The organism is Phaeobacter sp. 11ANDIMAR09, assembly GCF_001294455.1.
Lineage (GTDB): Bacteria > Pseudomonadota > Alphaproteobacteria > Rhodobacterales > Rhodobacteraceae > Pseudophaeobacter.
In genome coordinates, this window is record NZ_LIKT01000001.1 from 301,474 (window position 1) to 312,582 (window position 11,109).

11 protein-coding genes are annotated in these 11,109 nt (G+C 58.4%); 4 read left to right on the forward strand and 7 right to left on the reverse strand.

The window, feature by feature from the left end; all coding sequences use genetic code 11:
• From AN476_RS01480 to AN476_RS01495, 4 genes are all read left to right on the forward strand, one after another.
• Positions 1-1,044, forward strand: a complete 1,044-nt coding sequence (locus tag AN476_RS01480) for a glycosyltransferase family 2 protein (RefSeq protein ID WP_054458843.1) — start codon at positions 1-3, stop codon at positions 1,042-1,044.
• Between the two features lie 252 nt (positions 1,045-1,296).
• The gene (locus tag AN476_RS01485; protein WP_054458844.1) at positions 1,297-2,283 is read left to right on the forward strand and encodes a glycosyltransferase family 2 protein; all 987 of its coding nucleotides are present in this window, start codon (positions 1,297-1,299) and stop codon (positions 2,281-2,283) included.
• The gene (locus tag AN476_RS01490; RefSeq protein WP_054458846.1) at positions 2,280-3,983 is read left to right on the forward strand and encodes a beta-1,6-N-acetylglucosaminyltransferase; all 1,704 of its coding nucleotides are present in this window, start codon (positions 2,280-2,282) and stop codon (positions 3,981-3,983) included. The genes AN476_RS01485 and AN476_RS01490 overlap by 4 nt, the downstream gene beginning before the upstream one ends.
• 3 nt (positions 3,984-3,986) lie before the next feature.
• Positions 3,987-5,417, forward strand: coding sequence for a sulfotransferase family 2 domain-containing protein (locus AN476_RS01495; RefSeq protein ID WP_054458848.1), 1,431 nt, complete (start codon positions 3,987-3,989; stop codon positions 5,415-5,417).
• Between the two features lie 405 nt (positions 5,418-5,822).
• On the opposite strand, the gene AN476_RS01500 is transcribed toward AN476_RS01495, so the two are convergent.
• From AN476_RS01500 to AN476_RS01530, 7 genes are all read right to left on the reverse strand, one after another.
• A complete protein-coding gene (locus AN476_RS01500; protein WP_054458850.1) occupies positions 5,823-6,287 on the reverse strand; it encodes a PTS sugar transporter subunit IIA in 465 nt (154 codons plus the stop codon).
• A 44-nt stretch (positions 6,288-6,331) separates the two neighbouring features.
• Positions 6,332-6,901, reverse strand: coding sequence for a ribosome hibernation-promoting factor, HPF/YfiA family (gene hpf, locus AN476_RS01505; RefSeq protein ID WP_054458852.1), 570 nt, complete (start codon positions 6,899-6,901; stop codon positions 6,332-6,334).
• Positions 6,902-7,222: 321 nt separating this feature from the next.
• Entirely contained in the window at positions 7,223-7,984 is a 762-nt protein-coding gene (gene lptB / locus AN476_RS01510) for an LPS export ABC transporter ATP-binding protein (protein WP_054458854.1), read from the reverse strand.
• Positions 7,984-8,496, reverse strand: coding sequence for an LptA/OstA family protein (locus tag AN476_RS01515; protein ID WP_054458856.1), 513 nt, complete (start codon positions 8,494-8,496; stop codon positions 7,984-7,986). Before AN476_RS01515 ends, lptB begins: the two co-directional genes overlap by 1 nt.
• Before the next feature lie 3 nt (positions 8,497-8,499).
• The gene (gene lptC / locus AN476_RS01520; RefSeq protein WP_054458859.1) at positions 8,500-9,096 is read right to left on the reverse strand and encodes an LPS export ABC transporter periplasmic protein LptC; all 597 of its coding nucleotides are present in this window, start codon (positions 9,094-9,096) and stop codon (positions 8,500-8,502) included.
• A gap of 17 nt (positions 9,097-9,113) precedes the next feature.
• Entirely contained in the window at positions 9,114-10,082 is a 969-nt protein-coding gene (locus AN476_RS01525; RefSeq protein WP_054458862.1) for an SIS domain-containing protein, read from the reverse strand.
• Positions 10,079-10,693: a ribonuclease D gene (locus AN476_RS01530; protein ID WP_054458864.1), complete on the reverse strand. Its 615-nt coding sequence runs from the start codon at positions 10,691-10,693 to the stop codon at positions 10,079-10,081. Before AN476_RS01530 ends, AN476_RS01525 begins: the two co-directional genes overlap by 4 nt.
• Positions 10,694-11,109: the final 416 nt, after the last annotated feature.

Below are 11,109 nucleotides of genomic sequence, written 5' to 3' on the forward strand. Positions count from 1 at the left end.
ATGGAACCAGCCCGCGCAGCCGCATTCTCACCGCCGGGCTGGCGACAAGGGTATCGGTTGCGTTTGAAACGGCGACGATTGCTGTGGCGGTCGCTGCGGTCGCGCCATCAGCTGCGCTCAGTGGTGGACCGCACGGGTCTTATCAAACCGGGCGATATTCTGGGCTTTGTGGTGCTGAGAAATGAAAGCGCCCGTCTGCCCTATTTCTTGCAGCACTACCGGGCGCTGGGGGTTTCGCAGTTTCTGGTGGTCGACAACGGCAGCACCGATGGCAGCGGTGCGTTCCTGGCCGGTCAGCTCGATGTCTCCTTGTGGCAAACTGAGGCAAGTTATCGCGCGGCACGGTTTGGGCTGGATTGGAGCAGCTGGCTGCAGATGCGCTATGGGCACGGTCATTGGTGTCTGACCGTGGATGCGGATGAGCTGCTGATCTATGACGGCTTTGAGCACCATGACCTACCGGATCTGACCGCAGTGTTGGAGGATCAGGCGATCCCCGGTTTTGGCGCCCTGATGCTGGATCTTTACCCCAAGGGGCCGCTGGGCACCCAGAGCTACGTGCCGGGGCAGGATCCCTGCGAGGTTTTGCCCTGGTTTGACACGGGCCCCTATCGGGCCAGCCGTCAGGCGCCTTTGGGAAATCTTTGGCTGCAGGGGGGCGCCAGGGAGCGGGTGTTCTTTGCAGATGCGGCGCAGCGATCACCAACACTGAACAAGATCCCGCTGATGAAATGGAACCGGCGTTACGCCTATGCAAATTCAACCCATTCGATCCTGCCTCCGGCTTTGAATGGGCTCTATGAGGGGCCGGGCGGGGCACAACCGGCCGGAGTGCTGTTGCACACAAAATTCCTGCCCGAGATTGTTTCCAAATCGGCAACCGAAAAGCAGCGTCAAGAGCACTTCCATACGCCGCAGGATTTTGACCACTACTATGACGCCCTGGCGGCGGCCCCAGTCCTGTGGGATGAAAGTTCCCATGAATATAAGGGGTCCGGCCAGCTCTGTACGCTGGGGTTGATGTCAAATCTGACTTGGGACTGACCAAAACAGCCGCTGGCCTTTAGGGGGAATTCCTGTTTGGAAGAACCAGGATGCCCTGTAACTGTTTCTAAATCCGTTGTTCCTAGTATTTTTCCGTGACATATTGCGACATATGGCTGGGATCAGTGTGGCTGCGGGTTTTGCCTTGGTGGATAGGTGATGTGCTGCAATTGATTTTGCCAATTGTTTGCATCGTCGGACATTTCTCTTTTCGGGCATGGAGTTGTCGTGGGGCTTTGGGATTCTTACCGGATGCGTGTTCGGCGCAAGCGCAGGCTGGTCCGAGCTCTGCGCAAGTCGCGCGAGCTGAGCTCGGTGCAGGATAATACCCAGGCCATCCGTCCTGAGGATGTGCTTTTGGTTTCTACCATGCGCAACGAACAGATCCGGCTACCCTATTTTCTGGATTATTATCGCAGGCTGGGGGTCAATCACTTCCTCTTTGTCGACAATGGATCCGAGGATGGCACCAGCGCCTATCTGCAGGGCATGGGGGATGTTTCTCTGTGGCAGACACGGGCCAGCTATCGGCGCTCGCACTATGGGGTCGATTGGATGAACTACCTCAAGCGCAAATATGCCCACGGGCATTGGGTGCTGGTGGTCGATCCGGATGAGTTCTTTATCTACCCGTTCTGTGATACGCGGCCCATTCAGGCGTTGACGGATTGGTTGGACACCTCGGCTATTCGCAGCTTTTCTGCGATGCTGATTGATACCTATCCCAAGGGCCGCCTCAGCGATACGCCCTATCAAGCGGGACAGAACCCTTTGGAAATCGCCAATTGGTTCGACAGCGGCAATTACACGATCAGTAAGAACCATATGTATGGCAACCTATGGATTCAGGGCGGGCCACGGGCGCGGGTATTCTTTGCCGATGAGCCCAAAAAGGCACCAGCTCTGAACAAGATCCCGCTGGTGAAATGGGACCGAAAATATGCCTATGTCAGCTCCACCCATTCCCTGCTCCCGCGGGGGTTGAACCAGGTCTATGAGACTGACGGGGGCGAAAAGGCCAGCGGAGCGCTGCTGCATACTAAATTTATTGATACCTTTGGCACCAAAGCCAAGGAAGAGCTGGCGCGCAGTCAGCACTATGCCAATTCGCGCGAATACAAGGCCTACGCCGAAGGACTGGATCAGCAGCCTGAGCTGTGGTGCAAGTGGAGCGAAAAATACATCAACTGGCGGCAGCTTGAAATCCTGGGACTGATGTCCAAAGGAAACTGGGCATGAGCAGCGTCGGGATCATCATGCTGGTGCATACTGCGCTGGATCGCGCCGCCGAGGTGGCGCGCCATTGGACAGCCAGCGGCTGCCCGGTGGTGCTGCATGTCGACAAGAATGTTGATGGTAAGACCTACAAAGCATTCCGCCAAAGCCTGGCACAGGATCCGTTGATCCAGTTCTGTAAACGGCATCGATGCGAATGGGGCACCTGGGGCATTGTCGCGGCCTCGCAATCGGCCTCGTCCCTGATCCTGAAACAATTCCCCGAGGTGCGCCACGTTTATCTGTCGTCGGGGTCCTGCCTGCCGCTGCGCCCGGTCGAGGAGTTGATCGACTATCTTGCTGCCCGCCCGCGCACAGATTTCATCGAAAGCGCAACCACGGCGGATGTGCCTTGGATTGTGGGCGGGTTGGATTTTGAGCGCTTCACTCTGCGGTTTCCTTTCTCCTGGAAAAAGCATCGCTATCTGTTTGACCGCTATGTCGATCTGCAGCGCCGATTGCGAATGCGGCGACGCATCCCTGCAGGGTTGGTGCCCCATATGGGCAGCCAATGGTGGTGCCTGACCCGGCAAACCCTGTCGGCCATTCTGGAAGATCCTGACCGGGCGAGTTACGACGCCTATTTTCGCAAGGTCTGGATCCCGGATGAAAGCTATTATCAGACTCTGGCACGACAGTATTCCACCAATATTGAAAGCCGTTCGCTGACCCTGTCCAAATTCGATTTCCAGGGCAAGCCGCATATCTTTTACGATGACCACCTGCAGCTCCTGCGGCGGTCGGATTGCTTTGTCGCGCGCAAGATCTGGCCGCGGGCGGACCGGCTGTACCAGGCCTTTTTGACCGATAGTGCCGGGGCGATGAAAAAGACCGAACCCAACCCGGGCAAGATCGACCGCATCTTTGCCAAGGCGGTGGAGAGGCGCACCAGGGGCCGTCCGGGGCTCTATATGCAAAGTCGTTTCCCCAGGCGTTGGTCGGTCAATAGCGTTACCTCGAATCCCTATTCAGTGTTTCAGGGGTTTTCCGAGCTGTTTGAAGATTTTGAGAGCTGGCTAACGCGGATCACCGGGGCGCGGGTACATGGGCATCTTTTTGCGCCTGAGCGGGCCGAACTGGCCGGGGGCGGGGCGATGATCAATGGTGCGCTGACCGATGGCGCCAAGATGCGCGATTACAGCGCGCAGAGCTTTCTGACCAACCTGATCTGGAATACACGGGGCGAGCGTCAGTGCTTTCAGTTTGGACCGGGTGACAATCAGAAGATCTGTAAGGTGCTAGCCCGCGATCCCAATGCGCAGATTTCAGTGATCAGTGGGGCCTGGGCAGTGCCGTTATTCCGCTCGAACCAGAATTTCACCGAGCTGCGCCGCGAAGCCGCCCGCTTGCAACAGATTGAGGCCAAGTATCTGACCCTGCTGCGGGACCAGAAGACCAAGGCGCGGGTGCGCATCTGGTCCATGGCCGAATTCATTGAAGCCCCGATGGAGCCCCTACAAACCATCCTGGATGAGCTGGGACCACAGATCCCCCGCCATTTGAGCGAGGCACCGACGATGGTGAACCTGGATGGGTTTGGGCAATTCCTGCAGAACCTCAAGAACCAGGGCATGCACCCCTACCTGATGGGGGATTTCCCGGTAGAGCAGGGGCCGATAAACATGCCAAAACCTCCCAGAAAACCCTATCTGGTGCGAAAATAGATTATGACAGCTCCTTTTGATTACTTCATTGTCTTTGCCGAAATGCGGACGGGCTCCAATTTTCTGGAAACCAATCTCAATGCCTATGAGGATTTGTTCTGCCATGGCGAGGCCTTTAATCCGCATTTTATTGGCTATCCCAATGCGGACAATATCCTGGGCATCACCCAGAGCATGCGCGAGGATAACCCAGCCTGTCTGATCGCGCGGATCAAATCGGAACCCGGCGGGCTTGGGGGCTTTCGCTATTTTCATGACCACGACCCGCGGGTTTTGGATCTGGCGTTGGAGGATCCGCGCTGCGCCAAGGTGGTGCTGACCAGGAACCCCTTGGAGAGCTATGTGTCCTGGAAGATAGCCCAGGCCACAGGGCAGTGGAAATTGACCAATGTGAAGCGCCGGAAAGAAGCCTTGGCGCATTTTGATAGTGGTGAGTTCTCCCGTCATGTTGCGGCACTGCAGGATTTTCAAATCACCCTGCTGAACCGTTTGCAGAAATCCGGGCAAACCGCTTTTTACCTTGCCTATGAGGACCTACAGAGCCTCGATGTGATGAATGGTCTGGCGCGCTGGTTGGGGTCGCAGACTCAGCTGGAAGCGCTGGATGACAGTTTGAAACGGCAGAACCCGGCGCCGGTGGTCTCCAAGGTCGAAAACCCGAACGTCATGGCAGAGGCCCTGGCGGGGATGGATCGATTCAACCTGAGCCGCACGCCCAATTTTGAACCCCGTAGGGGGCCTGCGGTTCCCAGCTATGTCGCCGGGGTGGTGACGCCGCTGCTCTACCTGCCGATCAGAGGCGGGCCGGAAACAGAGGTAAAGGCCTGGATGGCGGGGCTGGACAATGTTGAGCCAAACGGCCTGATCCAAAAGATGAACCAAAAGCAGTTGCGGCAATGGAAGCGGGGAAATCCCGGATTTCGCAGCTTTACGGTGCTGCGGCATCCGGCAGCCCGGGTGCATTCGGTGTTCTGTCGCCGCATTCTGCAAAAAGGGGGCGACAGCTATGGCGCAATTCGCGAAACCCTGAGGCGGCAGTTCAAGCTGCCGCTGCCCAAGGATGGCCCTGACGCGGGTTATAGCAAGGCGGATCACTACGCTGCTTTCTCGCAGTTTCTGACCTTTTTGCAGACCAACCTGGCGGGGCAGACCTCGGTTCGGGTGGATGCGGAATGGGCCAGCCAGTCGCAGGCGTTATCGGGGTTGGCGGAGCTGGGCGCACCGGACCTGGTGTTGCGCGAAGAGGAGCTGGCAGAGGCCCTGCCTGATCTGGCGCGCCGGATGGGACGCGCCACGCCGGGCCAACCAGAGACGGCCCGCGAGGATCAGCCCTATTCATTGGCAGAGATCTGGGATGCTGCTTTGGAAAAGCAGATCTCAACCCTGTATCAGCGCGACTATGTGATGTTTGGGTTTTCATCCTGGCGGGCCTAGGCTGGATTGCTCTGCTGGCGGACCGAAGGTCTGCCGGCAGGCCGATGGGGGTGGTCTGAGAGCAGCGGGAGGCTCCCGCCCCCCAAAAGTGTTTTGCAAGCAAAACCCTATTGAGCCTTGGGCCTGGCGCCGCCCTGCGTGCGGCGCTGCACAGCTTTCTAGCAAGCCCTCTGTGACATGAGAGCCCGGACCGAACCTGGCCACAGGGGCCTGAAAATCGCGCGGGCGCATGAGAACTCCAAAGGAGTTTTCATGCCGGGCCCAACGGGCAGAGATCTTTGACAAAGATCGATTGACGGGCGGGAGCGCTTGGGGAGACCAAAAGAGAAAACGCGCGGGCCTTGGCCTGCGCGCTGCATCTTTCAACCGCACAGGACAGCTGGGGAGCTGCAAATCCCCTCTGGTTTAAGCGGCTTGCACTGGGGTTGCTTCGGTCAGGATGGTGAAGAGCGTTGCGGGGTCATGGTTGGCGCGCAGCTTGGTACAGAAGCTCTGTTCGCGCAGTGTGCGCGACACCAGGGCCAGGGCCTTCAAATGCTCAACCCCCGCGTCTTCGGGGGCAAAGAGAGAAAAGGCAATGTCCACTGGCTGGCGATCAACGGCGTCAAAATCCAGCGGTTTTTCCAGGATCAAAAAGACCCCGCGTACCGCATCCAGACCATGGAGCCGGGCATGGGGCAGGGCAACACCGTGGCCCACACCTGTGGGGCCAAGGCTCTCCCGGTCTAGGAGAGCCTCAACAGTGGATTGCGCAGCAAGACCATAGGAGGCCTGCGCCACCTCGGCAACTTCCTGAAACAGGCGCTTTTTGCTGGATACGGCTCCGATAACCCGGACTGCGCCCGGCTTAAGGATGCTTGAAATCTGCATTGCTCACCTGCTCCGTTCAGATGCCGTGGTGCGGCCTTTGGGCCTTAACTCTGAGGGTCGATCCAACCAATGTTGCCATCTTCCCGGCGGTATACCACGTTCACCCCGTTTTTGCTTTCATTGCGGAACACCAGCACCGGCGCCCCTGCCAGCTCCATCTGCATCACTGCCTCACCAACAGAGAGGGATTGAATCCGGGTCTCCATCTCGGCAACGATGATCGGCTGCAGCGTTTCGGGCTCGGCTTCGGTTTCCGCGTCATCAGAGGCGAGGATATAAGAGTTGGCGCCGAGAATTTCAACCGGTTCGCTGCGATCACGATGGTGATCTTTCAATCGACGCTTGTACCGGCGCAGCTGTTTTTCCAGTTTCTCGTTGCAGGCTTCAAAAGCGGAATAGATTTCAGTGGCATGTGCCTTGGCCTGGGCGGTCAGCCCAGTGGACAGATGGACCGTGGCTTCGCATACATATTCATGGGCCGACTTGGAAAAGACGACATTTGCATCGGTCGGACGTTCTGCATATTTCGAGACGACAGTCCCCAGCTCGGTCTGTACATGGGTCTGCAGGGCTTCGCCAATGTCGATCTGTTTACCGGTGATTTTGTAACGCATGTGATCTCCTTCACAAATTTCCACCCAAAACACCCTCCGGGCCGGGCCCGCAGAGCTGTCGTCAGTTTTGGGTCAGGGGATTAGGCTGAAGACAGGGCTGCAACCCTTCGGGTCTTGTTGCCAAGACCACGCGTCGGACTGCTTCGTACTGCACTTTTGCCATAGGTCAATTCGATGACAATCCGCACGGAGAGTCAATGGAGTTACGGCAAATTGATGGAGAGAATTCGCTTTGCTTTGTAAAAAAGTGCTGCGGGAAAAGCTGCTTTTTTGAGGCAGGTTTTTGGGGGCGGTTCTCGCTATCGTCGCGTTTTTCGGGGCTTAGGAAATGCGGAAATTATCGCCCAGGTAGACGCGACGCACGTTCTCGTTTTCGACCACTTCGGCGGGGCTGCCGGACATCAGGACCTGGCCATCGTGCAGGATATAGGCACGGTCGACGATCTCGAGTGTTTCGCGGACGTTGTGGTCGGTGATTAGGACGCCAATGCCGCGTTTTTTCAGATCCGCCACCAGGTGACGGATATCGCCGACCGAAATCGGGTCCACCCCGGCAAAGGGTTCATCCAGCAAAAGGTACTTGGGGTCGGCGGCAAGACAGCGGGCGATTTCTACCCGGCGGCGTTCACCGCCAGACAGGGCCAGGGCGGGCGCGCGGCGCAGGTGCTCGATGGAAAAATCCGACAGCAGCTCTTCCAGCCTCTCGCGGCGGCGATGGCCATGTTTCACCGCGATTTCCAGAACTGCCATGATATTGTCTTCGACCGAGAGGCCGCGAAAGATCGACATTTCCTGTGGCAGATAGCCAATGCCAAGCCGCGCCCGGCGGTACATGGGCAGGGTGGTGACATTCTGCCCATCAATTGTCACGCTGCCGGCTTCGGGAAAGATCAGGCCGGCAATGGCGTAAAAGCTGGTTGTCTTGCCAGAGCCGTTTGGGCCCAGCAGCGCCACGACCTCGCCGCGATCCAGGGAGATCGAGACATCGCGGATCACGACCTTCTTGCTGTAGCTTTTGCGCAGTTTTTCGATACGCAGCCCAGACGAGCCTTCGGTCAGTTTCAGATCAGGTGTCGGAGCCATCAGTTATTATCGCTCGAGCTGGCGCTGGGGTTGAGGATTGTTTTGACGCGACCCGCCATGCTCGCCGTCCCGGTGGTGAGATTGACCACCATCCGCTGTGAGGCAAGCGTGCCTGCACCCTGGTCGAGCAGCACATCCCCGGTCATGACGATGGTGCCGTCGTCAATGGTATATTCAGCCCGCTGGGCCTCGGCGGCATCCGGGCCGCTGACCAAAAGAACGCGTCCCGTGGCCTCCAGTCTTTCGATTGCGCGTTTCCCCTCTGCGTCGGTTTTATAGACCACCAGCACGCGGTCGGCCGACAGGCGCATCACTCCCTGGGTGATGAGCACGCTGCCAGTGAATTCCGCTGCGCCATCGGCCTGGTTGACCGACAGAGCATCAGAGGTGACTTCAACCGGAAGCGAAGGGTCGGCCTTGACCGCGCCAAAGGCCACATTCTGCGCGGTTGCGGGTAGGGCAAGCCACAGTGTGGAGATCAGGAAAAGCAATAGGGAACGCAAATGAGTCACAATCTATCTTTCCAATTTTTGGGGAGAGTACACCAGCTTGACACCATTGGTGAAGAGCAGATGCACTGGCCCTCCCACTGTTTCTGACGCGATCTCCATATGTCCGGCTGTCAGGTCTCCCAAATCGCCCGTGGCCTGAATGGCACCGGGGCTTTCGGCGTGAACTGCGCTGAGTTGGGTCTTTAAGGCTTCGGTTTCAACCACCATGCCATCGGTTGTGATGATTTCAACATTGCCGACAAACCGGGCGAGATCCTGATCCGGATGCACCGTTCCGCGATCCGAAGTCAGGGTGATCTGGCCGCCGGTGGTCATGCGGATCTCTGCCCTGAGCGCGCTGGCGATCACTGGTTGGTCCTCGCTGGCGCGGGCCACATCTGCTGTGACCCAGATCTCATCCCCCTGTGCGGTCGAGCCCGAAAAGAATGGTGCCGTTACCTGCTGGCCTCGCAGGCGCTCTTCGATTTCACGATCCGCAAAGGGAATTGTCACCTCGCCGTCAGAGCCGGGCGAGATGAGAAAGAGGGTCGCCAGCAGGGCGAGCGCTGCCAGCGGCAGGAACACCTTGAGGTAGCTCACCATGCGGGAATACTGATCCATGACCGGCTGACCTGCCCCTATCCGAGACCGGCGCGCAGGCAGTCGTGAATGTGCAGCAACCCTTCGGCACGCTGTCCCTTGTCCGGATCGACCACAAACAGGCAGGTGATCTTGCGCTGATACATGATGGCCAGGGCTTCGGCCGCCAGGGCATCCGGTGCGATGGTGGTGGGGTCCGGAGTCATAACTTCTGCGGCTTCTTTTTGCAAAAGACCATCCATATGGCGCCGCAGGTCACCATCGGTGATGATGCCCTTCAGGCTGCCCTCGGCGTCAACGACACCGGCAACACCAAAGCCCTTTTGACTGATCTCGATGAGCGCCTCGGACATGGCTGTGTCGGCGGTGACAACAGGCAGGGTCTCGTGCCCGTGCATCAAATCGCTGACCATGCTCAGCTGGGCGCCGAGTTTGCCGCCGGGGTGGAAATCGCGGAAGTTTTCAGGGCGGAAATCCCGGTGCTTCATGATGGCGATGGCCAGGGCATCGCCCATGGCCAGCGTCAGCGTGGTGGAATTCGAAGGCACAATCCCATAGCCGCAGGCCTCGCCAGTGGCGGGGATTTGCAGCTGCACATCGGCCTGCGTCATCAAGGTGCTGTCTGGTTTGCTCGACAACCCGATCAGCGGGATGTCAAACCTGCGGGTAAAGGCCAACAGATTGGCCAGTTCGGGGGCCTCGCCGGAATTGGAGATCGCCACCACCACATCGCCCTTGGACAACATGCCCAGATCGCCATGGCTGGCCTCTGCGGGGTGGACAAAATAGGCCGGGGTGCCGGTGCTGGCCAGGGTGGCGGCAATCTTGCGGCCGATATGGCCGGATTTTCCGATGCCGCTGATGATGACGCGCCCGGTGGCGGCCAGAATCAAATTTGCCGCTTCGACAAAGCGTTCGTCAAAGCTTTCGGCCAGTGCGTCCAGCGCACGGGCCTCGTCTGTGGCCACCTGGCGGGCAGTGGCAAGGAGTTTTTCAGAGGAGGTCATGAGTGTGCAAAAATATCCGTTTCGGGCCATCCGGCGAGATCCAGTTTGGCACGCATGGGCAAAAAGTCAAAACAGGCCTGGGCCATTTCCATGCGCCCTTCCCGCTCAAGCCGCTTATTCAGAGCTTCCCGCAGGCGGTGCAGATACAGAACATCCGAGGCCGCATAGTCCAGCTGCGCATCGGTCAGCTTCTTGGCGCCCCAGTCGCTCATCTGTTGCTGCTTGGAGATGTCGACACCAATCAGCTCTTGGGTCAGGTTCTTGAGCCCATGACGATCCGTATAGGTGCGCACCAGACGGCTGGCGATTTTGGTGCAATAGACCGGTGCGGTCAGGGCGCCGAAAGCGTGGTACATGGCGGCGATGTCAAAGCGGCCAAAGTGGAACAGCTTAAGCGTATTGGGATCTTCCAGCATGGCGCAGAGGTTTGGCGCCTTGGTCTGGCTCTTGGCAACCTGCACGATATGGGCATTGCCATCGCCATCGGACAATTGAATGACGCAAAGCCGATCCCGATGGGGGTTGAGCCCCATTGTCTCGCAGTCAATCGCGACCACTGGGCCGAGCGTCAGGTCGTCGGGCAGGTCGTTTTGATACAGATGGTTGGCCAATGCAGAAATCCTTTGCCGGTGGTGGACCCGTGGCGGGTCACATCCTGGTCGCAGTCTGGGTCGTCGTCTGGGTTATTGCAGGGCGACAAGCGCCGATGGTCCCGAAATAAGGGCAATGCCGAGCGAACTCAACTCCTCGCTTGGGTAAGTGGCTGCTGAACTGCGGCTTTTTGCGCGGCAGCGGGCGCACACCGGTCTGCCGCGGGGAATTGGCTTTGGGGAGGCCCTCTGTGGCTCATCTAGAGCATAGTTCTAGATCGCGGTTCTGAAGGCGGGGTTAAGGTGGCATTGAGGGGGTAAATGTCCCGCTGCATCAGGTGATTGGGCGGAGCGCGGTTCCCCAAAGAGCTTGCTGAAGGAGGGCAATAACCCCAAGCCGGCCGAGGGGCGCGATTTGTTCAAATCTGAGGGGAAAG

What these genes read in the sequence shown, in the direction of transcription:
- AN476_RS01495 (WP_054458848.1), top strand. Translation starts at nt 3,987, where the DNA reads ATGACAGCTCCTTTTGATTACTTCATTGTCTTTGCCGAAATGCGGACG.
- AN476_RS01485 (WP_054458844.1), top strand. Translation starts at nt 1,297, where the DNA reads ATGCGTGTTCGGCGCAAGCGCAGGCTGGTCCGAGCTCTGCGCAAGTCG.
- AN476_RS01500 (WP_054458850.1), bottom strand. Translation starts at nt 6,287, where the DNA reads ATGCAGATTTCAAGCATCCTTAAGCCGGGCGCAGTCCGGGTTATCGGA.
- AN476_RS01490 (WP_054458846.1), top strand. Translation starts at nt 2,280, where the DNA reads ATGAGCAGCGTCGGGATCATCATGCTGGTGCATACTGCGCTGGATCGC.
- AN476_RS01525 (WP_054458862.1), bottom strand. Translation starts at nt 10,082, where the DNA reads ATGACCTCCTCTGAAAAACTCCTTGCCACTGCCCGCCAGGTGGCCACA.
- lptC (WP_054458859.1), bottom strand. Translation starts at nt 9,096, where the DNA reads ATGGATCAGTATTCCCGCATGGTGAGCTACCTCAAGGTGTTCCTGCCG.
- hpf (WP_054458852.1), bottom strand. Translation starts at nt 6,901, where the DNA reads ATGCGTTACAAAATCACCGGTAAACAGATCGACATTGGCGAAGCCCTG.
- AN476_RS01480 (WP_054458843.1), top strand. Translation starts at nt 1, where the DNA reads ATGGAACCAGCCCGCGCAGCCGCATTCTCACCGCCGGGCTGGCGACAA.
- lptB (WP_054458854.1), bottom strand. Translation starts at nt 7,984, where the DNA reads ATGGCTCCGACACCTGATCTGAAACTGACCGAAGGCTCGTCTGGGCTG.